Origin of the sequence: Pseudovibrio sp. POLY-S9, assembly GCF_001431305.1 — a bacterium.
Lineage (GTDB): Bacteria > Pseudomonadota > Alphaproteobacteria > Rhizobiales > Stappiaceae > Pseudovibrio.
This window is the reverse complement of record NZ_LCWX01000197.1, coordinates 40,910-66,771: the sequence shown is the minus strand read 5'-3', so window position 1 is coordinate 66,771 and position 25,862 is coordinate 40,910. Positions and strand designations below refer to the sequence as shown.

The 25,862-nt window shown below is 51.8% G+C and carries 20 protein-coding genes, 1 pseudogene and 1 riboswitch; of the genes and pseudogenes, 9 read left to right on the top strand and 12 right to left on the bottom strand.

Features of this window, described 5'->3' with window-relative positions; all coding sequences use genetic code 11:
* The 6 genes and pseudogenes from PPL9_RS18835 to PPL9_RS18815 all read right to left on the bottom strand — a co-directional run.
* Positions 1-592 (bottom strand): NnrS family protein (locus PPL9_RS18835; protein WP_208989479.1); only part of this gene is annotated, 592 nt, incomplete at its 3' end.
* 978 nt (positions 593-1,570) lie between these two features.
* Complete coding sequence (locus PPL9_RS18830) at positions 1,571-3,103, bottom strand: nitrite reductase (protein WP_057464125.1); 1,533 nt, start codon at positions 3,101-3,103, stop codon at positions 1,571-1,573.
* 116 nt (positions 3,104-3,219) lie between these two features.
* Positions 3,220-3,639: a plastocyanin/azurin family copper-binding protein gene (locus PPL9_RS18825; RefSeq protein ID WP_057464124.1), complete on the bottom strand. Its 420-nt coding sequence runs from the start codon at positions 3,637-3,639 to the stop codon at positions 3,220-3,222.
* 205 nt (positions 3,640-3,844) lie between these two features.
* Positions 3,845-5,038 carry an ethylbenzene dehydrogenase-related protein gene (locus PPL9_RS34270; protein WP_275507206.1) on the bottom strand — a complete coding sequence of 398 codons (1,194 nt, stop codon included), beginning with the start codon at positions 5,036-5,038 and terminating at the stop codon, positions 3,845-3,847.
* A gap of 36 nt (positions 5,039-5,074) precedes the next feature.
* Positions 5,075-5,569: pseudogene (locus PPL9_RS34265) on the bottom strand (NapC/NirT family cytochrome c); the annotation flags it as partial.
* A gap of 247 nt (positions 5,570-5,816) precedes the next feature.
* Positions 5,817-7,490, bottom strand: coding sequence for a cytochrome D1 domain-containing protein (locus tag PPL9_RS18815; protein WP_208981673.1), 1,674 nt, complete (start codon positions 7,488-7,490; stop codon positions 5,817-5,819).
* Positions 7,491-7,998: 508 nt separating this feature from the next.
* On the opposite strand from PPL9_RS18815, the gene PPL9_RS18810 reads away from it, so the two are divergent.
* The 7 genes from PPL9_RS18810 (at position 7,999) to PPL9_RS18780 (ending at position 16,998) form a co-directional block, all read left to right on the top strand.
* Positions 7,999-9,969 carry a beta-galactosidase gene (locus PPL9_RS18810; protein WP_082596972.1) on the top strand — a complete coding sequence of 657 codons (1,971 nt, stop codon included), beginning with the start codon at positions 7,999-8,001 and terminating at the stop codon, positions 9,967-9,969.
* A gap of 87 nt (positions 9,970-10,056) precedes the next feature.
* Positions 10,057-11,211, top strand: a complete 1,155-nt coding sequence (ugpC, locus tag PPL9_RS18805; RefSeq protein WP_057464121.1) for a sn-glycerol-3-phosphate ABC transporter ATP-binding protein UgpC — start codon at positions 10,057-10,059, stop codon at positions 11,209-11,211.
* Positions 11,212-11,224: 13 nt separating this feature from the next.
* Positions 11,225-12,463 (top strand): sugar ABC transporter substrate-binding protein, encoded by a 1,239-nt coding sequence (locus tag PPL9_RS18800; RefSeq protein ID WP_057464120.1) that lies wholly within the window; start codon positions 11,225-11,227, stop codon positions 12,461-12,463.
* 21 nt (positions 12,464-12,484) lie between these two features.
* On the top strand, positions 12,485-13,429 hold the full coding sequence (locus tag PPL9_RS18795) for a sugar ABC transporter permease (RefSeq protein WP_057464119.1): 945 nt from the start codon (positions 12,485-12,487) through the stop codon (positions 13,427-13,429).
* Positions 13,422-14,234: a carbohydrate ABC transporter permease gene (locus PPL9_RS18790; RefSeq protein WP_057464118.1), complete on the top strand. Its 813-nt coding sequence runs from the start codon at positions 13,422-13,424 to the stop codon at positions 14,232-14,234. The genes PPL9_RS18795 and PPL9_RS18790 overlap by 8 nt, the downstream gene beginning before the upstream one ends.
* A gap of 3 nt (positions 14,235-14,237) precedes the next feature.
* Positions 14,238-15,950 carry a trehalase family glycosidase gene (locus PPL9_RS18785; protein WP_057464117.1) on the top strand — a complete coding sequence of 571 codons (1,713 nt, stop codon included), beginning with the start codon at positions 14,238-14,240 and terminating at the stop codon, positions 15,948-15,950.
* A 7-nt stretch (positions 15,951-15,957) separates the two neighbouring features.
* Entirely contained in the window at positions 15,958-16,998 is a 1,041-nt protein-coding gene (locus PPL9_RS18780; protein ID WP_057464116.1) for a LacI family transcriptional regulator, read from the top strand.
* Positions 16,999-17,005: 7 nt separating this feature from the next.
* On the opposite strand, the gene PPL9_RS18775 is transcribed toward PPL9_RS18780, so the two are convergent.
* The 6 genes from PPL9_RS18775 to thiC are packed head-to-tail and all read right to left on the bottom strand — an operon-like array spanning position 17,006 to position 22,282.
* Positions 17,006-17,971: a HesA/MoeB/ThiF family protein gene (locus PPL9_RS18775; protein WP_057464115.1), complete on the bottom strand. Its 966-nt coding sequence runs from the start codon at positions 17,969-17,971 to the stop codon at positions 17,006-17,008.
* Positions 17,968-18,561 carry a thiamine phosphate synthase gene (locus PPL9_RS18770; RefSeq protein WP_057464114.1) on the bottom strand — a complete coding sequence of 198 codons (594 nt, stop codon included), beginning with the start codon at positions 18,559-18,561 and terminating at the stop codon, positions 17,968-17,970. The genes PPL9_RS18775 and PPL9_RS18770 overlap by 4 nt, the downstream gene beginning before the upstream one ends.
* Entirely contained in the window at positions 18,561-19,328 is a 768-nt protein-coding gene (locus PPL9_RS18765) for a thiazole synthase (protein WP_057464113.1), read from the bottom strand. The genes PPL9_RS18770 and PPL9_RS18765 overlap by 1 nt, the downstream gene beginning before the upstream one ends.
* 1 nt (position 19,329) lies before the next feature.
* Positions 19,330-19,527, bottom strand: a complete 198-nt coding sequence (gene thiS, locus PPL9_RS18760; RefSeq protein WP_057464112.1) for a sulfur carrier protein ThiS — start codon at positions 19,525-19,527, stop codon at positions 19,330-19,332.
* A complete protein-coding gene (locus PPL9_RS18755) occupies positions 19,524-20,465 on the bottom strand; it encodes an FAD-dependent oxidoreductase (RefSeq protein WP_057464111.1) in 942 nt (313 codons plus the stop codon). The genes thiS and PPL9_RS18755 overlap by 4 nt, the downstream gene beginning before the upstream one ends.
* Positions 20,462-22,282, bottom strand: a complete 1,821-nt coding sequence (gene thiC / locus PPL9_RS18750; RefSeq protein ID WP_208989478.1) for a phosphomethylpyrimidine synthase ThiC — start codon at positions 22,280-22,282, stop codon at positions 20,462-20,464. The genes PPL9_RS18755 and thiC overlap by 4 nt, the downstream gene beginning before the upstream one ends.
* 94 nt (positions 22,283-22,376) lie before the next feature.
* A riboswitch (TPP riboswitch) is annotated at positions 22,377-22,497 on the bottom strand.
* A 183-nt stretch (positions 22,498-22,680) separates the two neighbouring features.
* Between thiC and PPL9_RS18745 the strand changes: the two genes are divergently transcribed.
* Together PPL9_RS18745 and PPL9_RS18740 are read left to right on the top strand one after the other, a co-directional pair.
* Positions 22,681-24,648: a hypothetical protein gene (locus PPL9_RS18745; protein ID WP_057464109.1), complete on the top strand. Its 1,968-nt coding sequence runs from the start codon at positions 22,681-22,683 to the stop codon at positions 24,646-24,648.
* Between the two features lie 158 nt (positions 24,649-24,806).
* A complete protein-coding gene (locus tag PPL9_RS18740; protein WP_082596970.1) occupies positions 24,807-25,763 on the top strand; it encodes an N-acetylmuramic acid 6-phosphate etherase in 957 nt (318 codons plus the stop codon).
* Positions 25,764-25,862: the final 99 nt, after the last annotated feature.

Here is a 25,862-nt window from a genome sequence, read left to right as displayed (position 1 = left end):
CCCCCCCCCCGCCGATCAGGCCAACCATCAGAACCATGGTTGAGATACCCAGACGCATACCATAGCCCTGTGCTGCGTACCCATCGCTCCAGGCTTCCCAATGGAACAACAGGTTGGATGCAATGAGCACGCCCAGCAAACCCAGCACGATCAGATTACGCCAGTTTTTGCCTGCCATAATTTCGCGCAGGCACGCAATGGCCAGCACCAATGGCATTGCAACATCAAGCGCAGCAACGACGCCTGCTGGAAGGTAAGCGCCGAACAGGATCGCGGCACGGCCAATCACCCAAAGGCTGAACAGGACAATGAGCGGCCTGCCCACAATGGGCATCCGCCCGGTCCAGTTGGGAATCGCGGTCAGCAAAAACCCTGCAACAACGGCGCTCAGATAGCCGAAAAGGAACTCATGGGCGTGCCACGAGACAGGATCAAACGCAATCGGCAGCTCGATGTGCCCGGAAACGAGTGGTATCCAGAGCAGCATAAGCACGATTGCCCAGACTGCGCTGGCGAGGAAGAACGGCCTGAACCCATAACTGAATAGTACAGGGCCTTGCCAGGATCTGACTTGTTCCATAGTGGTCGACATGAGGCGCTCTTTTGGCTTTATTGATGCGCGCGTGCACATTCAGTGATCGATGTGTTAGAGCGCGTTCCGTTTGATTGCATTCAATCAAACGACAAGAATTCGCTCCACCAAAGATGCTAGAGCGCGATGCGTAAATGAAAATGAACGCAACGTGCTCTAGCTTTACAGTCAGCTTCATCAATCTAACTCACCATGTCCTTGACTATTATTAAGTGCACTCTGCATTTAAAGAATGTTCCCAAAAAGCGGGTCCGGTTTTCGGGTGAGAATATGCCTGGTCTAGAGCGTGTTCCCGAAAAGTGGTTCCGGTTTTTGGATAAGAATACGCGCGAAATTAAAGAGTTAGAGCTTGGCGCGTGAATGCATATGAACGCAACATGCTCTAATGAGAGGAGAGTGTCTCGATACGCCAGCTCGTCCAGGATATCTCTTAGCTCGGTTAGGATCATACAAGCACTGAAACCACCACATGGCCTCCCATGCAGTGTTGAACCAGAATTCCCGGAAGTCGGGATGAGCAAGGCGGCAGGCAATGCCTGCGCTACTTGTTAGTAATGAGTCTTCAGCATTGGCTACACGCCTTGCCCGGGCTTTCTTGTAATGAACAACATCGCCTCTTTTGCCTATAAGGCACGATAGCCGGTTTCCCGGAAAGAAAGTGGCTTATCCAGACACGTTTCCATGCCCAAACAGTTCCTCCGTCTTTGACAAACACATCTGCAAAAGCAGGTTTTACTGCCGGTACATCTGCATCTATCACCGCGTGATACCCTATAGTCCTGGGCCCTTCCCCTCAAACCATGCGGTCACGTTTGAAGTTCGGTTCACCGGACCACTGAAAGGTGCGTTACGTCTTCCAATAGCCCCGCCCAACCTACGACAAACTGACGGTCGCTCCGCCAGCAGCCCGTTACGTAGGCATAGGTTCAGAGTATGGGAGGAAAACACGAGGGGGATAAATTTACCCTTAAAACCAGTCTAGTTTTCAGATGTTCCAACACCTGCAATCCTGTTGCCGATGTTGTACTTGCCGCGAGGCTTTCTCATGGGTAGGCGCCGCACTTCTTCCAGCGTTTGCGCATCATAAACAATGACAGCCCCATCCTCTTCCCAGACAGAAACCAGGGCGTATTTGCCATCATCTGTGAACTCCACATGGGCCGCACGGGAGCCTTTTTGAGGGCGCAGGGTCTTTACAATCTCAAGGCTCTGCTTGTCTATCACCTGGATCGCGTCTTTGTCTGGACCAAAGAAAACATCTACCCAGACATAGGGTGAGTTCTCGTGCGTCCGGGTGAAGAAGCCGGAGCCGAGCATCTCAATCTGTTTGATGGTCTCCCATGACTTCATGTCTACAATGGAAACCAGCGGTTCTCTCAGATGCGGGGTGGCCATGACGGTCCGCTCACCCATCTTCCAGGTAGAACCTGAGCCCAGGTGTGGCAGACCTTCCAAGTCCAGATCAGCAATCTTGTGCCCGATGACCAAATCAACCACCTGTCCACCAATGCCACTGGGGGAAGCACCCATCACGTATTCATCGCTTGGGTCGAGATAGAAATCTTCAACCAAACTTTTGACAGTGATCTTGCGCAAAGGGAACGGGTCTTTGTTAGGCGCAGGCCCCTCAACACGCCAGTCATGGGCAAATCCGTAATGCGGTGAATTAGGGCCATAAAACACTTCCCAAATGGAAGGCGCATCCTTCAGCGCCAACACAAAGCTCTTGCGTTTGGCGGCGAGGTAAACAGCGGAGACACGGCTTGGTGTGCCGTCCTTGCCTTGAACATACTCTAGTTTCTGCAGGCTCAAATCATCAGCGGAGAGAATGACAAAGGTGTTGGGCAGATAGTTCGCTACGGCAATCCACTTGCCATCGTGGCTCAAAGCAATATTACGGCTGTTCAGCCCGGCACGAATACGGCTCACCTCCTGTAACCCGTAAAGGTCATACTTCAGGATCCAGCCATCGCGGGACATGATGTAGACGTAGCGCCCATCAGGGGAGAACTTGGGCTGCCCGCGCGTCCCAAACGGAATTTTGAAACGCGTCAGAACCTCGAAGCTGTCGCCATCCACCACGCTGACAGAATGGTCCAGCGTCTCCACGACCAATGTCAGGTTCATCGGGTCGGCAGACCAGACAGGCTTCACAGTCGCTTTGTAATCATCGTTGGCAATCAGGCTCGCGGAAATCTGCTCCATCGTCCATGTCGGTGCAGGCTTCAATGGCGTCTTAAGAAAAGCGCTGAGTGCATCAATCTCCTGGTCGCTCAGGACATCCTGAAAGGACGGCATCTCAGTTGCGTTTCGCCCGCGTTTGATTGTGTCTTGCAACGCCGTGCCGCGCATACTTCCCAAAGTTTCGGGAAGCAGAGCCGGACCGATCAGGCCCAAACGGTTCTCACCGTGGCACTCTACACAGTGCTTTTGGTAAAGGGCGGCAGGGTCGGCAAGGCAAGCAGATGCTGAAAGAACAGCCGAACCAAGAGCAACAAGGAGCCTGATCATTGAATAAACTCGAATTGGGGGAAAGTACCTCTGAGGCGCAATCACAGTGCTGGTTCAAAGCAACGCAAAAACAAAGGCAAAGCAGTTTATGCGTTTCACCTTAAATACGAACTGCTTTAAGGTGTGACGGTCACCATGCCGATCATCTTCTGCGTTTCCCAATGCGGGCCACACAGATATTGCTGCGATCCCGCGCTCAGGAAGGTGAACTCGAAGGTCTCTTCAGGAAACAATCGATCGGACTCTTTCTCACCCGCCTCATTCAAATGAACGGTGTGGCTTGTCCGCTTGTCAACATTCACCCAGCGTACGGTGGTGCCAACAGGGACAGAAAGCTTTTCAGGGCAAAACCGGTACTCGTACATTTTCACGATAGTGACGCCATCTGCTTCAGCTGCCGGATGTCCAAACATATCGACATAACGGGCTTCAGCCTTCGCGCACAGCGCAGCTGCTTTGTCATCCGCAGCAACAGCAGGTGCCACCATCAAAAAACCCAGAAGAAGTGCGGAAGAGTGAAGAAATCTTGAGTACATGAAGCGCCCCCTTGCAAATGCATATCCAAAAATCACGTATTATTATTGATAAGGATACGCTCGGAAAAACTTAGAGCAAGTTCTGCATATCTCTGAAAAGTGGAAACCGGTTTTCGGATAAAGATACGCAAAAGCAAAAGAATAAGGGAGGATCCAGCCTCCAGAAAAAAAGGTGGCCAATTACTCGGCCACCCTTTGTGTTTTCTTAGCGTCCTACCACATTGATTTGGGCAGTTTCGTCATCCAGTGCCAGACTGGTGTTCAACGTCACGTGGTGGAAACGTGCAGCTGAGAAGTCATCATGGATAGCAAAGCCAACTGTGTAGGTTTTGCCAGCTTCAAGCGGCACATCACCTGGTTTGTCGCTTGCCAGCGGACGGGAGAACACCACAGTCCACATACCAGCAGAAAGCTTGGCAGAAGCAGTGATATCACCGTCGTTTTGGACGCGACGCTCAAGCAGGTAGCCATTGGTTGCGGAACCGTCAGCATAGACGCGCATCAGATCCATGAAGGTACCGTCAGCCAGCAGCTGATCGAGTTCCTCAGCTGATTTCAGCTTGTTCCAACCACCTTGAGCCTTACCACGACGACCTTTGATCTCGACCTTTGTCCGGGTCTCACTCAGGTACTTCTGGATGGACTTCTTGGCTTGCAGCATCTCAGCAACATCACCGGAAGCAGCGATTGCTTCTGGACCCGGATCAAACGGCATGTAGGTGTTGTCTGCATGGCATGTTGCCCAGCAACCAACCTGTTCACCCATCTTGATACCGGTGCCGGTGATCATCATGGCAACCTTGATCTGGTTTTCAGGATCCATCTTGCCACCGTCAACAAATGGTGCAGGTGCATGAGGAGTATCTGGCCATTGCAGGCGGAAGTAGACATTCTCATCATCATGAGCAGCCTGCATCGTTGCGTTGATCACACCACGCTTCCCAGGAATTGGGGTCGGCTCGGTGTTGTCAGTGCCTTTGACGATCTTGTTGCCAATGTTGTTCAGCTCTTTCGCATGACAGGTTGTGCACTGGTCGCCACCCTTTGTCAGCGGACGAGCACCACCGTGCTGCTTGCCGTTCTGCACAAACTCGAAGGAAGCCTGACCAGGGTAGAACAGTGTCATGTCTACGCTGTCCACACCGCTCCAGTCGATGTTGGCACCAACAGTGTCGCCTGCATCAGCAGCAGGTGCTTCACCGGCAGCTTTTGCACGTTCTTCAGCAACGGCTGCGTCAACAGCAGCTGCAATCTGAGCCTGTGTAGCTTCCTGCTGTGCTTTCTTCGCAGTGCTTGCAGCCTCAGCTTCAGCAGCTTCTTTGGCTTCAATGCGAGCAAGGCTCTCCAGATACTCTTTCGGAATCTCGCGAACGTAATTCTGGTCAGGAGCTTCAATCATCTCCAGATATTCATCAGATGCGCGGTCACGAACGTTCTTATGCGCAATACCTTTATGGCAATCGATACAGGTCTGCCCTGTTTTCATTGCATTCAGGTGCTGCTGACGTGCGCGTGGCTTCTGGAACTCCGGCATCATGGATTCAAAATCATGACAGTTACGGCATTCACGAGAGTCAGAAGATTTCATCCGCGCCCATTCGTTTTTGGCGAGGTGCAGACGTTTCTTGTCAAATTTCTCTGGTGTGTTGATCGTGCCGACCAGCTTGCCCCAAACTTCTTTGGATGCCTTGATCTTACGGATGATCTTATGTGTCCAGTCTTTAGGAACGTGGCAGTCTGAGCAAACTGCACCAACGCCTGACCGGTTTACGTCGTGGATAGTGCCCTGATATTCCTGATAGACAAAGTCATTCATCTCGTGGCACGAGACGCAGAATTCTTTTGTGTTTGTGGCTTCCATGACGGTGTTGAAACCGCCCCAGAAGATAATGCCGACGACAAAAGCCCCCAAGAGGCCAGCAACCGGCATTCCCCATAGGAAATACCGGCGCCAGATCGGCTTTTTCTTTTCCGTACCGTTGGACTGGGTCATTTCCAGGCTCCGTTTTGGATTTTCTGTCGACCCATCCTTGTCGGGTCGTGCGCGGTCGGCTTTCAAGATACGGGGAGCAAATCCGTCATCTCCGACTGGTGTCCAGCCGTTGCAGTCTCGATACCGCTGATAAAAAAGAAGGGCGGGCGTGGTGCCCGCCCCTCAAAAGGATCGTTAGATCACATTAGGTAACGTGGTTCGAACGGATGTGAACGTTGAACTTGCCGGTTGGAGCGTAAAGGCCCTTAATCCGGGTTTTCTCTTCAAGGGTTTCTGCGTCGTAAACAACGATTTCACCGTTTGGAGCAAGAGAGTCGCCCATGTTCCAGTTGGATACCCAAACTTCAGAACCATCTGCGTTGAACTCGAAGTGAACAGCGGCATTGCCCTCTGTTTCGGTGATGGTGATTGTTTTCACAATCTCACCGGTTTCTTTCGAGATCACCTGAACAGCCTGCTGAATTTCAGGGTCTGGGTGTTTGGTCTGGTCAGCCCATACGTACTTGGAGTCTGGATGTGTACGGATGAACAGGCCTGGGCCGTCAGTTTCAACTTCGTAACACTTCTTCCAAGCTTCATCAGGACGTCCTGCTGGGTCGTTCGCCCAAACAGAAACAGTACCAACGCCGAGGTGGGTTGTACCTGCAACCGGACCACACTTAGGATCGTTCCAGTTAGCGCCTGGACCTGGGTGTGGAAGAGCAGCAACGTCGATCATAGCTTCGAGCTTGCGCTCTTTGGTGTCGACAACAACCATTTTGTTCGATGCGTTAGCAGCGATCTGGAAGTAACGGCCTGTTGGATCGAAGAAGCCGTCATGCAGGAACTTAGCGGAGTCGATTTTGTCGATACGAAGGTTGTCGATATCGGAGTAATCAACCTGCCACATCTGGCCAAGTTCTTTAACAGCAACCAGCCATGTAGGCTCATTTGGAGTTGTGTAGATAGCAGCAACACGGCTTTCTTCTACATAATCTCCGTCCACGTTCACGCCGCGGGTTGAAACAACCTTAAGCGGTTCCATGGTCACTGCGTCAGAAATCACGAAGTGTGGAGGCCAGTAAGCACCACCAATGATGTATTTGCCATCGCCGGATACGGCAACGTCACGTGCATCATAAGCAACGGTAACTTCAGAAACGAGCATCTTGTCTGGTGTCTGCCAGAGGTCGATTTTCGTCATCTTGCCGTCACGGCCCATGGTGTACCAGAAACGACCTGGATTCTCAGGTTCTGCCAGTTTGTGGTGCTCGGATGCTTTGATCACGTGCACTGCATAACCGGTAGGGATATGAACCAGAACTTCTTTGGTGTCGCCGTCGATGACTGCAACTTTACCTGCATCACGCTCGATAACAACGAAGAAGTTTTCCCAGTTGCGGCCATGCATAGGCTTGGTTGGGTAATCTTTTTCTTCGACGTAAACCTTGCGGGTTTCCTTCATCTGAGCAAGTGACATCTCAGGTGGCTTTGGCGGATCCAACATAATGTAGGTCGCCATGTCCTTGATTTCTTGCTCGCTCAGGATTTCCGAGAAGTTGTTCATGCCGCCTTCTGTGCCCCAGGCGATGATCTTCTCAAGGCGTTCCTGACCTAGCTGAAGGGTACCACCTTCAGTGACGGTGCCGTCTTTGCCTTTTTTCTTCCAATGCGGCTCAAGGTTTTTACCTGTCGCGCCCTTGCGCAAAACGCCGTGACAGCCTGCGCACTGCTCAAAATAAAGCTGCTTAGAACGTTCAAAGGCTTCTTCGCTCAGTGTTGGACCTTCAGCAAATGCAGGTGCAGCTGCACTACCTAGCAACATCGCGAAGCCGGCCGCTAAAGCGTACCCTGACCCACGTCTCTTATTTTGTAACATTCTCAATCTCCAATGCTGGTGAGACGAGGTCACAGTGAATTGAACGGCCGCTGTCCTCCTTGACTAATGTTAAGCAAGAAAACTTAGAACCCCGCCCTGAAACATCACGCCCCAAAAAACCGCCGAAAACTCCCCATTTAGCCAAACTTGCGACAGAACGTCTCAACCGGGCTTTTCATTCAGTGGACAATAACCATGCGTTGAAACAGCCTTGAGCTGGAAATCGGCATTAAAACAGATAACGTATTGAAGTAATTGACTTTAATTTTATGAGCGGCTGTCGTGTGTGGCAGTCAAGGAGAATGACGAACGATCGTTCAACTGATTCTTGCTTTTGAGACTCCAGTTTTGCGTACTCCCAAAAACAGCCCCACAGACTCGCACATAGTTTTCAACTTCGGTTAAATTAAACGTTTATATTTTGTGGCGCTCTCTGATATATCTCTAGTGTGGGTGATTCCTTGAGCGTCACTTTTTGAGAAATAGTCGTTGTATTGAGGCGTTTTGAATGTTGGAGTTGGGGACCTGTTATTATCCTGAGCAATGGCCAGAAGCCATTTGGGCTGATGATGCGTATCAGATGGTTGAGCTTGGGTTGAAATGGGTACGTATTGCTGAGTTTTCGTGGGCTTTGGTTGAACCGGAGGAGGGGAAGTTCGATTGGGCTTGGTTGGACAGAGCTGTCAACGTGCTCGGTCAAGCAGGGCTGGATGTTGTTATGTGTACACCAACCGCAGCGCCTCCCAAATGGCTCATCGATAAGCATCCAGAAATTCTTCCCGTCGATGAAAACGGAGTAACACGAAAATTTGGAGCGAGGCGCCACTACTGCTTTTCAAGCCCAATTTATCTTGAGTATGCGACAAAAATTGCGGAAGCATTTGCTCAAAGATATAGTCAGAATCCGTATGTCAAAGCCTGGCAGATTGACAACGAGTATGGGGATCACGACACAATTCATAGTTATTCGCCTGCAGCAAAGCGGGCCTTTGGCGAGTGGTTAGAGCACCGTTATAGCTCAATCGAGCAGCTAAACGAGGCATGGGGAACATGCTTCTGGGGTATGAAATACTCCGCATTCTCTCAGATTGAGCTGCCGAACAATCTGGTAGAGGAGCCAAGCCCAACTCATTTGTTGGATTACTATCGCTTTTCCTCTGATCTGGTCGTTAAGTTCAATCGGGCTCAAGTAGATACCCTTCGAAAATTTGTTGGAAGCTCGCCAATCACGCATAATTTTATGGGCCACAATGCGGACTATGATCATTATGCCGTTGGTGCGGATGTCGACTTTGCCTCTTGGGACAGCTACCCCATGGGTGCACTTGTCTACTCGCCGAAGGAAGATGCTGAGAAAGCAAAGCTTCTGCGGGTTGGTTTGCCAGATCAACCTGCGTTTAATCATGATCTGTATCGCCATGTTGGCAAAGGTAAAGCCTGGGTGATGGAGCAGCAACCCGGACCTGTGAACTGGGCGAAGCATAACCAATCTCCTCAGGATGGCATGATCCGCCTTTGGACGTGGCTGGCTTATGCGCACGGCATTGATGTTGTCTGTTACTTTCGTTGGCGCCAATCAAAATTCGCGCAAGAGCAATTTCATACAGGTCTTCTCTTGCCGAACAATGAGCCCGATCAGGCTTTTAGTGAAGTGGCTCAAGTTGCGAACGAGTGCAAACTGCTGCCCGAAGCCGGTGAAAAGCCAAAAGCACAGGTTGCGCTTGTCCTTGATTATCCATCTCGATGGGCAGCTCGTACCTTGCCTCAGGGAGCTGACTACTCCAGCGCGAAAATTGCGATGGATTGGTACGCAACACTCTCCAGGATGGGCGCGGATGTCGATATCATTGGCCCGCACTCCGATCTCAGTGATTACAAGCTGATCATCCTCCCGGATATGATCATAGATAATCCGAAATTTACTTCGCGATTAAATGAGGCAGCCGCCAAGGTCTTTCTGGGGCCGCGCTCTGGCAGTAAAACTGAACACATGCATGTTTCGGAGCCTTTGCCACCAGGCAGCCTCAAAGAGCTCATCGACCTTGATGTTGTGCGGGTGGAGTCTTTGCCTCGTTACAATCAGGACCAGATTGTTTTCGAGGGGGAACGTGGAAATGTCACCAACTGGCGGGAGAGCATTAAGGCCTCTGAGGAGGTCTTAGGGCACTTCAGGTCCGATTATCGCGATGGGTATCCGGCATTGGTTGGTAATCAGAAATGCATCTATGCAGCGGCACACGTTGACGATGCTTTGCAGGAAAAAATAGCAACTTATCTTGTGAAATGGGCGGACGTTGAGTTACATGCAGGCCTACAAGAAGACCTCCGTATTACGTGTCGCGGACAACTTAAGTTTGCGTTCAATTTCACCAATGAAATAAAATATCTGAAGCTACCGGAAGCTGCGGTGATCTATGTAGGGGCAGGTCACATATCGGCCTTTGGAGTTGTAATCTGGTCAGACAGTCCGATTGAGTGAGTAAGGCGATTAAAGCATAAGTAGCTTTACATATAAAATTAAACGTTTATATTTTGAGCGGCCTTGCTCAGCTTCGGGGGGAGATCCATGGCAGGCGTAGATATCAAGCAGCTTTACAAAAGCTTCGGCAAGACAGAAGTGCTCACCGGAATCGATTTGAGTATCCGGGATGGAGAGTTTGTCAGCTTCCTTGGTCCGTCTGGATGCGGAAAGACGACACTCCTGCGTTCCATTGCAGGGCTTGAAGAGGTGTCTGGTGGCTCTGTCAGGTTGGGAGAGCGCAACATAACGCAGTTGCCACCCGCTAAACGCGATATTGCGATGGTGTTTCAGAACTACGCGCTCTATCCGCACATGAACGTCTACAAGAACCTGTCTTTCGGTCTTTCCTTAAATGGTGTCCCTAAAGTGGAGATTGAAGAACGAGTACAGACTGCCGCACGAATTCTGCAAATTTCCGATCTCTTGAAACGCCGCCCAAGACAGCTGTCAGGTGGTCAGCGTCAGCGCGTGGCTATTGGGCGCGCCATTGTCCGTGATCCTAAGTTATTCCTGTTGGATGAGCCTCTGTCTAATCTGGATGCAGGTCTTAGAGTGAGCATGCGGGTGGAACTTGCCAGTCTTCACCGCCGGTTGGGTGTGACCATGATTTACGTCACGCATGATCAGGTAGAAGCAATGACGCTTTCTAGTCGTGTCGTTGTTCTGAACAAAGGTGTGGTGGCACAGTTCGGTACACCGCTTGAGTTGTTTTATGCTCCGCAAAACCTGTTTGTTGCCGGTTTCATCGGTTCACCCAAGATGAACATGATGAAAGTAAACGCCAATGCTATCAATGAGATGAGTATCGCACTCACATCAGAAAGCATCTCTGGCTCTATTTCGTTTCAGTTAAGTGCTCCCGTGCAACAAGTCCCCGACCAGCCTCACACTTTTGGTATTCGCCCAGAAAATGTGGGGCTGGTTGAGGAAGCCGAGTCTCATATGAGCGGCAACGTGGAACTGGTCGAGCGATTGGGAACAGAAAGCCAGGTTCATGTTCGTTTGGACTCTGGTCAGGGGCTCACGGCCGTCACCAGAGGAACGCATCCGGTCAATATGGGCGACAGGGTCCATCTCAATTTTCCAGCAGAGCACTGCCATCTTTTTAGTCCTGAGGGGGAGGCCTATCCACGCAAGTTGGATGGGGAAACGCGTTCATTGATTGAACGTCAGGAGACTGCAGCACTTTGCATTGCATAGAAGGAGGAGAGGAATGAAAAAGCGTCTGAAACAATTAGCGATGGTGACAGCAGTTACCTCAATGGCTTTGGGAGGAGCCAGTGCTGCATTCGCAGAAGAGGTGCTCCGCTTTGCAACATGGAACAGCAGCGAGAACCTCGCTATTCTACAGGAAATCTCAAAGCGTTTTGAAGCTGCAAATCCCGGCGTAAAAGTGCAGGTAGAATCCTACGGTGATGGTTATGACAAGAAGCTCATTGCAGCATTCGGGGCCGGAAACCCACCTGATGTCATGTACATGTGGAACTACCCTAAGTACTACAAGTCTCTGATGTCTCTTGACGAGTTGATGGCGCGTGATGCTGAGAGCATGGATCTTGAGGATATTCCTGCGGGTCTAATCAATACCACGCGGATAGAAGGCAAGGCCTACGGCATTCCTGCGGGCTTCACCACTCATGTCGTCTTCTACAACAAAGATATGTTTGAAGCTGCTGGTGTTGCCGAGCCAAAAACAGGATGGACTTGGTCAGATCTGCGTGAAAAGGCCGCGCAATTCCGCGACAAGGGCAGTAAGACCTATGGTTTTGCTGTGGAAGCCAAGCCAGATCCATATGACTATGAGCAGTTCTTCTGGTCCAACGGTACGCGCTTTATTGCGGAAGATGGCAGTTCAGTTGATGGATACATGAACAGTCCGGAAGCTGTCGAAGTGCTGACCATGTTTGCTGAAATGGCGAAAAACGAAGAGGCAACGGTTCTCGGCATTGGTGATAACACCTCAGGCTCTGCACTCTTTAAAGGTAGCAAACTGGCCATGTTCCAGAGTGCTATGTGGTCCAAGGGGGGCATCGACAAAGCAGGCATAAACTATGGCGTTGCCATGTTGCCTGCGTTTGGTGACAAGCCTGTTCATTCATCAATCGGCGCCTCTGCTATGTCCGTCGCGAAGGCGACGAAAAATCCTGAGCTGGCTTGGGAATTTGTTAAATTCTACGCCTCCCCAGAGGCCGTCAAGTTGCTTGAAAACGACTTGCCAATCCGCACAAGTGTCGCTGAAGAGATGAACCTTACAGCTGACCCGGTCTACAAGCCATTTTTTGAAATGCTGGCCCTTTCTGATCGGGAATCCAACGCGTTTCTCAAGCACAAAAACTGGAGCAAGATCCAGACTAATCTTGAACGTGCGATTGAGGCAACCATGATCGAAAAAGGTAACGCTAAGAAACACTTGGACAGTGCTGTTGCGCGCTCGAAGCGTCACCTGAAATAAGAAATGTTGGGGGAGGGAGAGATGTCTACATTGGTCGTGCAGGATGAAGTATCCGAGGAGCGGCATCGCTTCATTGAAAAGCTAACACCATATCTATTCATCTCTCCCTGGATCTTGGGCTTCCTGTTTTTCACATTGGGGCCGCTCATCTTCTCGTTCATCATGAGCTTTTATGACTGGCCTGTGGTGGGAGAGCGTACATTTGTTGGGCTACAGAATTACGAGGTGATGCTGACAGAAGATCCGCTGTTCTGGGATAGTCTCTGGATTACCGTCAAGTTCGGTCTGTTCTTCGTGCCATTTAATGTGATCCTTGGATTATTGCTGGCTGTACTGCTCAATCAGAAAGTCTTTGGCACAGGCGTCTTTAGAACGATCTTTTATCTGCCCTCGGTAATCTCCGGCGTTGCACTGGTAACCATCTGGGCGTGGATCTACAGCCACGAATACGGCATCCTGAACTTTCTGCTTGGATTGGCAGGTATTGAAGGGCCGAATTGGTTGGGGGATCCAAACTGGTCGCTGCTGGCTATCGTGATTGCATCTCTTTGGGGCCTGGGCGGCACCATGCTCATATTGCTGACTGGCCTGCAATCCATCCCAAAAGAACTTTATGAGGCGGCCAAAATGTCTGGTGTGCCAGCGTGGGCACGACTTATCTATATTACCATCCCAATGCTCTCACCCATGCTGCTTTTCACTGTGATCACGTCGATCATCTCAGCCTTTCAGCAACTCACAATCGCGCTGTTACTGACCGGTGGTGGACCACTGGAGAGCACCTATTTCTTCGCCATGTACATTTACGATAATGCCTTCAAGTATTTCGAGATGGGTTTTGCTGCTGCAAACTCATGGGTCATGTTCCTGATCATTCTCGTCCTGTCCATGTTGGTCCTGAAATCATCTTCCGCATGGGTTTACTACGAAGGGGAGATGAAGAACTCGGAGGCAGCTGATGACTAGAGCTCTCACATATGGCGCCCTGCTGTTTCTCTCAGCAATGTTCATCATACCGTTCTATTGGACATTCATCACGGCAGTAAAAAGCATTGGCGAGCTCTATCAGTTCCCGCCAGTCTTCTGGCCCGATGAGGTTATGTGGGATAATTTTGTCACCGCTTGGTTCAAGCAACCATTCGATGTCTATCTCAAGAATTCTGTGATTGTGGTGATCCTTTCCACCATCGGGCAATTGTTTTCCTGCTCTCTGGTAGCCTTTGGTTTTGCCCGCTTCAAGTTCAGAGGCCGTGACGCTATTTTCGTCCTGTTGCTCTCCACCATGATGATCCCGTGGGATGTGAAAATGATCCCGCTCTACATGGAGTTCAACATGCTCGGCTGGATCAACACGCTCAAACCACTGATCGTTCCGGCCTACTTCGCAGATGCGTTCTTCGTGTTCCTGCTGCGCCAGTACATCATGACTGTACCCATTGAGATTGACGAAGCCGCCCGCATGGATGGCGCCAACTCCTGGCAAATCTATTGGCGTATTCATCTGCCGTTGATGATGCCTGCTCTGGTGTTGGTTGGCACGTTCCACTTCATGAACGCGTGGAACGACTATCTTGGCCCGCTGATCTATCTGAACGACCAGTCCAAATACACACTAACGCTGGGCCTTTCCATGTTCAAAGGTCTGCATGAAACGGACATCACGTCCATCGCGGCCATTACTGTGGTTCTTTGCATCCCGCCGCTGATCCTGTTCTTTTTTGCGCAGCGCTACATCATGGACGGCTCAATCGGCTCCTCGGTGAAGGGATAAGGCATGACGCTATTTGACTTCGACCGCGTGCCATTCTCCCGCCACCAGCGCTTTACAACGCTCTCCATGATGCGCGGTCGGGATAATGAACAGCACTGCTATCTACGCTATATTGCTGGTGGAGATGAACGACCAAGCCTGGGCCGCTTGTGCAAGCTGGAGCTTCTGAGCAAGGATGGCACAGTACTCACCCCTCAGTTCACGCTGTCTCCACATCGTCTGGATGCTGATCTGTTCTCAAATGGGAGAAAGCAGGGATATGTCAGCTTCTGCATTGGTGAGGGAGAACTGCTACGCATCAAAGGGCAGGGCGTCTTACTGAAGTTCGCCTTGGAAGGCTCCCGTTATGATTACGCTTTCCAACACCCCAACGGAGACCAATGCATCGTTGCAGCAGGTGAAAACCTGCGGTTGACACCGTTCACAACAGCTGGTGATGCTGTTGTTGAAGGCAACTGGCGCCGCGATCATGCAGACAACGTTTCCCTGATCTTCTCTGGAGAGCAGTTTGAAGGTGGTATAATCCTTCAACGCCGCCTCTGTCCTGAAGTCGAGAAACAGTCCTTCGAAGAAGCTCAGGCAACATCTCGGCAAGCCTTTTTCAACTGGCATGGCAAGCAAGACCAAAGTGAAGCGGAGCAACTCGCCACCTACCTCCTTTGGGCAAACACTGTTCCTGCAGAAGGAGCGCTAACGCATCCGTCTACCTACATGTCCAAGAACCACATGATCAATATCTGGAGCTGGGACAACGCCTTTTCTGCAATCGGGCTTGCTGGTATCGATCCTGATCTGGCATTTAGTCAGTTCGCTGCAATTTTTGACTGGCAAGATGACAGCGGACTACTGCCGGATTTTGTGCACGATGCTGGCGCTTCCTTTGCATTCACAAAACCACCCGTCCACGGTTGGGCACTCCTGCACATCTTTGAAGCCTATCGTGATTGCTTTAACTCAGAGCAGCTCGTGTATCTCAGAGACAAGATGGAACGCCAGCTCAGCTATTGGCTCACGCATACACGCGCAAATGAACAGGAGCTTCCCAGCTACTTTCACGGCAACGACAGTGGCTGGGACAACGCCAGTTTCTTCGATCACGGCGGTCCGGTCGTTGGACCAGACCTGCCAACATTCCTATGCCTGACAGCCACCTGCATTGCGCGGCTCTACCGCAAATCAGAAGACCCGAATACCGCGAGTAAGTTTGATCATGTCAGCAAACAAATGAAAGACCTGATGATAAACCAGCTATGGAACGGCAAGATCTTTGAGTTCCGCAAACCTGCTCAGCCAGACTTGGTCTTGCCAGACACTAGCCTGGCGCAGTTTATGCCTCTTCTGCTTGGCAGTGACCTGCCAAGAGAGATTGCAGGCAAACTCATAGAAAGGTTCAATACTCAGGGCTTCCTCACTGAATGGGGACCTGCTACCGAAAACCCGCAAAGCACGTATTATGAGGCCGATGGGTATTGGCGTGGGCCAATATGGGCTCCAACGACATTACTGATCTTTGACGGTTTATGCCGGCAAGGCGAAATCCGGCTGGCTCACGAGCTGGCAACGCGGTTCATGAAAACCTGCGAGGCCTCAGGAATGGCGGAAAACTTTGATGCTTTGACTGGAACCGGTCTTCGCGACAAAGCCTTCGCTTGGACATCTGCCGTTTATCTTCGTTTTCAGAATGTGCTTTCCAAAGCGCAACTGACCCCAGCTTGAGTACCCCATGGCGCAAAGACCGACGATCAAAACAATTGCTAAGGAAACCGGGCTTTCAACGGCAACAGTATCGAAAGCACTAAATGCCTCGCCGCAGGTGCGCCCACGCACACGTGACAAAGTACTGCAAGCGGCTAAAGAGCTGGGATACGAACTTAACATCAGTGGAGTTCAACTCCGGACTGGCAAGACCTATCAGATAGCCATGATCACAGTCATTGCATCACCTGATGATGACGAATGGGCAGGTGTTGGTTACACGCAGCTGATCAGCGGAATATCCCGTGCAATTGAGCATACGCCTTACAGAGTTGTGCAGCATCAGGTTGCCAGTTTTGATGATAGCTTTGAGGTTATAAAACGCATCGTTCAAAACAAAAAAGCCGATGGAATCATCATCTCCGGGACGAGAGTAAATGATCCGCGCATCAGCTTCATGCAGGAGCAGGACTTTCCGTTTGTTACCTACGGAACCAGTGACGCCAGCGCACCCCATGCGTTTGTTGATACCGATAACCGCCGTATTGTGACGATCTGTGTTGAGCGTTTGCTCTCCAAAGGTCATCGCCGCATCGCGATGATCAATGCCAGAGAAGAGTTGAACTATACTCAAAACCGTATTGAGGCTTACAAAGCCGCACTGTCAAAGGCGGGCCAGACATTCGACCCTTCACTGCTTGCTTACGGGCGCCTGACACCGGCCTTCGGGCGAGAACAGCTTTTTGAAATGTCCATGTTTGATGAGCCGCCGACTGCCTACATCTGTGCCAATGAAGCAACCGCAATGGGGGTTCTGTCAGGCTTTCAGGTGCGTGGTATGGAACATGGCCGGGATGCTGTCGTTATTGCGACAGATGACCTGAACGTGTCGCAGTATTTCTCACCGCCAATTACAACATGTTATCTCCCGATATCAAAGCCGAGCGAAACGCTGGGCAAGTTCATGCTGGACTTAATTGGCGGTGAGGATCCTATCAATCTCCAAAAGCTGTTCGTACCAGACCTCATTGAGCGCGGCGCAGATACCTGCAACTTGGAGAGACAGTAAGGGCTCTTCAGCCGCTCCCATCTGCAATCAGAGCAACATCCCTATACCCTTGCTTTGCAAGCGCCTCTGCACCGCGCCATGCGCGCAGGCCTGTGCGGCAGCAAAGGGTGATGCGGTGTGCAGGGTTAAAGTTGTGCTGGCCAAGTTCATCGGGGGCAAGACGCAGTGCGGTATTGCAGATAGGTTGGGGCGCTTCTGACGCATCTCGAAGTTCAACTACAACGTCGTCCTGCTTCAGTTCACTAATTGAGATAAAGGGTGCATGCCAGTCCGGTTCTTTGGCGTTGAGAAACGAAAAGCCACCGAACTCAAATCTCTTTAAATCCAATGTAGTGAGACGACCCAATGGGCTGGGAGAAAAGTCCAGCAGCACCGCTAAAGTCATTTGTGCCTGCATTGCTCCGATGCTTCCGACCGAAGGGCCGAGGACACCAGCACTGGCGCAATTGGCAGAGTTGGTTGGTGGGGAGGGGAAGACAGCTCGCAGTGATGGCGCACCACCACAAAAACCTCCGAGATAACCGGAGGTTCCAAGCGCAGAGGCTGAGATAAGCGGTTTGCTTTGTTGGTAGCATTCATCTGAGAGCGTGTAAGAGGCTGCAAACGTATCTGCAGCATCCACGATGATATCTGCCTGGGCAATCAGTCTACCCGCATTTGCAGGATCCAGAGCAATGTTGAGCGCGCGTAGCTCGACCTCTGGGTTGTATCCATGTAACCGAGCTGCTGCGGCATAGGCCTTGCTCTCCCCCACATTTGCCGGTGAATACAAAGGCTGTCGATGCAGATTACTCTCTTCAATCACATCGGGATCAACAATCGTGATAATGCCCACACCGGCACCGGTAAGATATTGCAGGACAGGGCAGCCTAAACCGCCAGCACCAACAACGAGGACATGAGCGGATAGCAACCGCTCTTGCCCTGCGGTTCCAACTTCTGGCAAGAGCATCTGGCGGTCATAACGTGTCATTGCTTACAAGCCTCCACCCATTCCTGAGTTCGGGCAATCGGATCGTGTGCCTGTAAAATGTCTGTCACCACTGCAGCGCTATCAGCACCAGCTTCAAACACACCGGCAAGTCGCTCCGGCGTTAGCCCACCTATGGCAACAAGAGGCGTCTTGCCAACCATCTGTTTCCAGCGGCTGACACGCTCCAAACCTTGTGGAGCCCACTTCATTTTCTTCAGCTTGGTTGGGTAGACCGGGCCCAGAGCGACATACTCGGGCTTGAAGGAGAGAGCACGATCCAACTCGGCCTCATCATGGGTGGAAAGACCAAAGCGAACACCAGCCTTCTGGAGTGTTGCAAAGTCAGCACTGTCCATGTCTTCCTGCCCAAGATGAACGAAATCACAGCCAAGCTTTAATGCCAGCTCCCAATAGTCATTGATGATCAGTTGAACATCATGTTGATGGCAACAATCACGAGCCTGCGCAATTTGCTGTCGAATAACCTGTTCAGGTTGGTCTTTGATTCGTAGTTGAACAAGCTTCACGCCCTGGGGGACAAGCTTTTCAATCCAGTCCGCGTCTCCGGCAATCAGATAAAACCGTTCCATCAGATCAACTCCGCCATGCCAAGGATTGGGGTAGAGGGAACCGCCATGTCGCGCGGGTCCATTGGGTCTGCAATGTATCCATTCCGCCCCGCTTCAATTGCCTGCGCCATAGCCTGCGCCATCAAAACCGGGTCACCTGCTTTGGCAACTGCGGTATTGAGCAGAACAGCATCCATGCCAAGCTCCATTGCACGCGTGGCGTCAGAGGGACGCCCAATACCCGCATCTACGATCAAGGGTACATCCGGAAAATGAGCCCGCATGGCCCGCAAGGCCTCAGGATTTCGCAGGCCCTGACCAGACCCGATGGGAGCCCCCCATGGCATCAGCAGTTCGCATCCGGCTTCCAGCAGTTTTTCGCCAACCACAAGATCATCAGTTGTGTATGGAAACACCTTGAAATCATCTGCACAGAGAATCCTCGCAGCTTCGACCAACCCAAAGATATCGGGCTGTAAGGTGTCTGAGTTGCCGATAACCTCTAGCTTGATCCAGTCAGTTCCAAACAACTCGCGAGCCATCTGTGCAGTAACAACGGCTTCTTGCACGCTATGGCACCCAGCGGTGTTGGGCAGAATCTTACAGCCACTATCTTTCAATAGCCCCCAGAATCCAGCTCCAGAACCGTCCGCCGTCTCGCGCCGCAAAGAGACTGTGATGATCTCTGCTCTGCTGGTCTCAATTGCTTTTTGTAGCACAGCAGGAGAAGGGTATTGCGCTGTCCCGAGCAACAGCCGGGAACTGATGTCTGTACCATAAAGCTGCATGTTACCCTCCCTGCATAGGCGCAAGAACTTCCAATCTATCGCCTTCTGAAAGGGATGTCTTCGGGTAGTCCTCACGAGGAACAAAACGGCCGTTCAAAGCCGTCGCAACAGCGGGGCTGGTGAACTCCAACTCCGTAAGAGCATCCTCCAACGTTTCGTTGGTGACGTCGCGTGGTTCTGCATTCACGATGATCTTCATGCACAAGCCTCCTTCAAAAGATGTTGTGCTGCTTGCTGTGCCAGTGCTGGTGCAAGCAGAAAACCGTGGCGGTAAAGCCCGTTGAGGTGAAGAGACCCGTCATGCTCGACCAGTCGAGGCAAGTTGTCTGGAAACGCTGGACGCAATCCCGCTCCAATTTCCACCACGCTGGCCTCGGCAAAGGCAGGGTGAATGGCAAAGGCTGCGCTCAGCATTTCTGTAAGGGATCGTAGGGTAGGAGGACGTTCAGAATTACTCTCCACCATCGTTCCGCCAATCATGAACAACCCATCAGCCCGCGGCACCAGATAAAGCGGCATACGTGGGTGTAAGAGCCGGATGACACGGGAAAGCTGAACCTCAGGACAATGCAAAATCGCCATCTCACCGCGCACAGCCCGCAAGTCAGGAAGGCTGGATGCAGTTGCTGTGCAATTGAGATTGACCCGCGCAGGTGCAGTCCTTCCGTATTGGATCCCTACCCCAAGCTCCTGAACAGCCCTTGTCAGGTCAGCCAGTGCCTGCCGCGGATCCAGATGCGCCTCCTCTTTGAAAAACAGCCCACGCTCAAAGCGTCCAGCCAATGCTGGCACCAGCTCTGAGATCGCGTGACCGTTCACCTCGGTAAAGTGTGAGGTCCGCCGTGCAAAGCGGGTCAACTCGGCCTGATCGCGCGGCGGAGTAACCACCAGCGTTCCGTGCCGGGTAACAAGCGTTACCTGAGACCACCAATCAGCGGCCTGCACCCCAAGTGTAACAACGTCTTCTTCTGCGCTTTCACGCTCGCAAAACGGAGCAAGCATGCCGCCGGCAAACCGTGCGACACTGCTTTCGCCCGGTTTAGCGGATTTTTCAAAGATAGTGACGGATGCACCGCGCTTTGCCAGCTCATAGGCGGAAGCCAGCCCCGCAAGGCCAGCTCCTGCAATTGTAATCACTGTTCTGTTCCTTCAAGTGGCAGATACAGCTTGCCACCTTCCCGGAACTTGGCTGCCATGGCCTCCATACCTTCCTTTTGCGCTTCGGCGCGGATGTCATGGGAGATCCGCATGGAGCAGAACTTCGGTCCGCACATAGAACAGAAATGAGCCACTTTATGCGCGTCTTTTGGTAGCGTTTCATCGTGGAACTCTCGCGCAGTATCCGGATCGAGAGAAAGGTTGAACTGATCCTCCCAGCGGAACTCAAAGCGTGCACGGGACAAGGCATCATCCCGCCGCTGGGCATCCGGCAATCCTTTCGCAAGATCCGCGGCGTGAGCTGCAATCTTATAGGTGATCACACCGGTTTTCACATCATCCCGGTCCGGCAATCCCAGATGCTCTTTTGGTGTCACATAGCAAAGCATGGCACAGCCAAACCACCCGATCATCGCAGCACCAATGCCGGAAGTGATGTGGTCGTAGCCAGGAGCGATATCCGTGGTGAGAGGGCCAAGCGTGTAAAACGGTGCCTCATGGCAGCATTCCAGCTGCTTATCCATGTTCTCTTTGATCTTGTGCATGGCCACATGACCTGGGCCTTCAATCATAACCTGACAATCCTTGGCCCATGCAATCTTGGTCAGCTCCCCAAGCGTCTCCAGCTCGGCAAACTGGGCTTCATCATTTGCATCTGCAATGGAACCCGGACGCAATCCATCACCAAGAGAAAACGCCACATCGTACTGGCGGCAAATATCGCAGATCTCGTCAAAATGCTCATAGAGGAAGCTGTCTTTGTGATGATGCAGACACCACTTCGCCATGATGGAACCACCACGGGAGACAATCCCCGTCACGCGATTAACGGTCATCGGCACCATGTGAAGGCGCACACCAGCATGGATCGTGAAGTAATCAACCCCTTGCTCTGCCTGCTCAATCAACGTGTCGCGGAAGATTTCCCAGGTCAGGTCTTCGGCAACTCCATTCACCTTCTCAAGTGCCTGATAAAGCGGGACGGTCCCAATCGGTACAGGACTATTGCGGATGATCCATTCACGGGTGTTGTGAATGTTACGCCCCGTAGACAGATCCATCACCGTGTCAGCGCCCCAGCGGATCGACCACACCATCTTGTCGACTTCCTCTTCCATGGAGGAGGTGACAGCAGATGTACCCATATTGGCGTTGATCTTGACCAGAAAGTTCCGCCCGATGATCATCGGCTCACTCTCAGGGTGGTTGATGTTTGACGGTATGATCGCGCGGCCAGCAGCCACTTCATCACGTACAAACTCCGGTGTTACATAATCAGGGATGCTCGCACCCCAGTCATTGCCACACCGCTCTTCTGCAACCGCTTCCCGCAACTGGTTTTCGCGGATGGCGATAAACTCCATCTCCGGTGTGATAATGCCAGCGCGGGCATAGGCCAGCTGGGTGACGGCTTTACCGTCCTTTCCGCGCAAGGGGCAAGGCTTCACTGGAAATTCTGGAACAAGCCGGTCGCCTTTCATAAAACCATTGTCTTCAGGTTTAATCTCGCGGCCATCATACTCCTCGGTGTCACCGCGCGCCTCAATCCACTTGCGCCGTAGAGCAGGCAAACCTTCAGAAATATTCGTTGTTGCCGTTGGGTCCGTGTAAGGACCGGAACTATCATAGACTGGCAGCGGTGTTTCACCTGCTGTCGGGTGAACGCTGATCTCGCGCATGGGTACAAGCACGTCTTCGTGCAAGCTGCCACGAACATAGATTTTGCGCGCTGCTGGCAAAGCGCCTGTGGTGATGGATGGGTTCGGCGTCGTCATAATGGTGCTCCTCAAGTTCATAACTCGAAAAAGACACCAGATGAGTTTTGGCTGGGAAACGGCAGAAAGAACTTCTGCTGCTAAGATCGCGGTTGTTACACTAGTCTTACAAACAGGCCCCGCGACCTGTGCTTCCTACGCCAGTATCAACTGGGTCAGGTTCTAAGGGTCGCGTCGCCGAGCTTGCGCTCTGTCAGCCTCTCAGTCTCCTTGGTGAGACTCCCCTGCATACATGATTTTGCTAGAACGATTATGAACTAGTGTCAAGGTAGGTTCGGTTCAGGTGAGGTTCAGAAATCTTTTGTAAATTGGATTTCATGAGAGGGGAGTTGCTGACACTTATTGGATTTTGCGGTTTGCGTTCCTATCTCTCATCTAAGAATTTCACATCTGGATATCGCGAAAAATAATATCAACGAATGCTTGAAAACTGTTCTCTCCCATCCGTTTTAGCTGGCCCGATCTTGCGTCGACTGGAAACCTCACGTTTAACATTCTGGCTCGCAGTGCGCGCTCCGGCAAATGTAAAGCTGGACTTGTTCCCACAAGGTGGTGAACCGCAAATCTACGAGCTGACGAAAGCGCAAACTGAGGTAAACCTGATCTCAGCAGGGGCACATCTCCACTACCTCCTGATCGATCTACCTCTCCAACGCCCATTACCGCAAGACACTTGGATCAGCTATCGCCTCGCTCTGCGTATGGAGGATGATGAGGAGGCTGGGTGGCAGGATCATTCCGTATGGGCGCCTGATCTTTGCTATGAAAATCAGGAACTCCCAGGTTTTCTGCTAAGCTCAAAAGTTTCCTCACTCCTGCACGGGTCCTGCCGCAAACCACATCACGAATCCGGCGATGGTCTGGTCGCAGCCGATCAGTTTCTGGCAAAGCATATCAGAGCTGAGAAGGGCACCAAAGTTGATAAGGAAAAATGGCCAGCTGCCCTCGTGATGAGTGGCGATCAGATTTACTCAGATGATGTTGCTGGCCCCATGCTGCGAGCTATCCATGTGCTTATCGAAAAACTCGGTATCACTGAGGAACAGCTGGCAGGCTTGGAAAGCAAAGTGTCTGATAAGGCATCAGATTTCTACCAGCACGGCGACACCTACTACCGCCGCGAAAAGTTTCTCCCAAGCCTGGAAAAGAACCGGAAGCTCTGGCTTGTCTTGTTCGGTGGCGTAGAAAAACCGATCTTCACTGCCGATCATGCCCATAACCATCTGATCACACTTGCTGAATTCTTGGCAATGTACCTCCTCGTCTGGTCTCCGGCGCTATGGGATTTGGTTGAGACAGATGCGCCCAAAGGACTGACACCAGAAGAAGCAGCGCTCTATGAGAGCGAACGGAAAATTCTGAAAGAGTTTGTTGCGGGCCTCAGTCAGGTGCGCCGTCTGTTTGCGCATCTTCCGGTCGCGATGATCTTTGATGACCATGATGTCACTGATGACTGGAACCTCAACCGTGATTGGGAAGAGACCGCCTACGGCCATCCGTTCTCCCGACGGATCATTGGCAATGCCTTGTGTGCCTATATGCTCAATCAGGGGTGGGGCAACCGACCTGAAGCGTTCTCAGGTGGAACACTTGAAGCGATGACGCAAGCTGTCACGGTGCCCGGCACAAACAGCTACGATGAGTTTCTGGATCATCTCTTCGCCTTTGAAAACTGGGACTATCACTGGGAACTAGACCCACCACTGCTGGTGCTGGATACGCGCACACGTCGATGGAGATCAGAGCGGGCAGGATATCTACCCTCGGGCCTTCTGGACTGGGAAGCGGTCACAGATTTACAACGATCTCTGCGCGGAAAAGACGCCGTGCTACTCGTCTCCGCAGCTCCGATCTTCGGCGTAAAGCTGATCGAAACGCTGCAGAAGCTGCTCACGTTCATGGGCAAGCCGCTCATGGTGGATGCGGAATACTGGATGGCACATCCGGGAACGGCAGATGGCATTTTGAACGTGTTCCGCCACCGCAAAACGCCAGATCGTTTTACGACCCTTTCTGGTGATGTGCACTATTCCTTTGTTTACGATGTCGAGTTACGCGGACATTCTCGTGGGCCTGACATCTGGCAAATCTGCAGCAGTGGCATCAAAAACGAGTTCCCGGCCAAACTGCTTGATAAACTCGACCATCTGAACCGCTGGCTCTATGCGCCTCGCTCTCCCTTGAACTGGCTCACCAGACGACGTGGCATGAAGGTTATTCCGCGCAAACCTGTGGGCACGCATCATGGCCGACGCTTGCTGAATGCAAGTGGCATTGGATTAGTTGAGTTTGATGAACACGGCGGCCCAGATCAAATCAGCCAGTTGCTGCCTGATGGACGTCAGGTCGTCTTTGTACGCCGCGAAGAAGAAGCACGCTGGGATTGACCAAGAAAAAAACTAGGTCCAAAACAATACCTGTGGCCTGCAATTGTCACAGGTAACTGTTAGAAATCTATTGGGATTACGCAAGTTGCGGGTCTTTTCTAATATATCATTGCCATATCGTGAGTTGTTGGTATGCTATTGGTATCAGGGAGAGTCTCGTGTCCAGCATATCCAAAAAAGTGGGGTTTCCAGAACATTCCAATCCGCAGGAGTGGCGTGAAACCGAGCAAAGATCTTCACGTTATGCAGGCTTGGAAACATGGGGGACTGACGAAGTCCTCAAAGCCTTGCTGGGTGGTCAAATGCAAGCCCTCAACGCTGTTTGGTCTGCGTTGGGAGAGCTGGAAGCCGCAGTGGATGCTGCTGCCCAAAGACTGCAGGGAACCGAAGGTCGACTTGTCTACGTCGGCGCAGGGACCTCAGGCAGACTGGGCGTTCTGGATGGCATTGAACTCATCCCTACATTTGGCTGGCCAGAGCATCGCCTGATCTATGGTCTGGCAGGCGGTGAAGCTGGATTGTTACGCCCGCAGGAAGGCGGTGAGGACAGCGAAGAAGCAGGCCGTGCTTTCATTTTGGAGAATAATGTCAGCGCTTCTGATGTCGTTTTAGGTGTTGCAGCAAGCGGCACCACACCTTTTACCCGCTCTGCTATTCAAACCGCCAGAGGCGCGGGGGCTCTGACCATATCACTGGCGAACAATCCACAAAGCCCGTTACTGGCCGATGCTGAGCATGAAATCCTGTTAAGGACGGGTCCTGAAGTATTGGCAGGATCAACCAGATTATCCGCAGGCACCAGCCAAAAAGCGGCGCTCAACCTATTCTCTACAGCGCTTATGGTTCGGTTGAAAAAGGTATATCGCGGCTACATGGTGGATATGCAGTTGACCAACATCAAGCTTGATCAGCGCGCCAAAGACATGGTGGTCTCACTCACCGCTTGCTCTCAGGAAAAAGCCGCAGCTGCCCTGCATGAAAGTGACAGTCAGATCAAGCTGGCTGTCTTACTGGTGCTGGGGGCAACAAAGCAACAGGCCACTAATGTTTTGAATGAAACTCAGGGAGATTTGGGAGAATCTCTTCGGGTGCTTGGGTTACATCAACCTGATTGATTTATGCGCGCATTGCGATCCGCTTAGATCGTAATGCGCCAACAGGAGTATTCGCCCGCTGGGGGGCAGGCGAGTTGCGATACCGACGGTTTTTCAAAG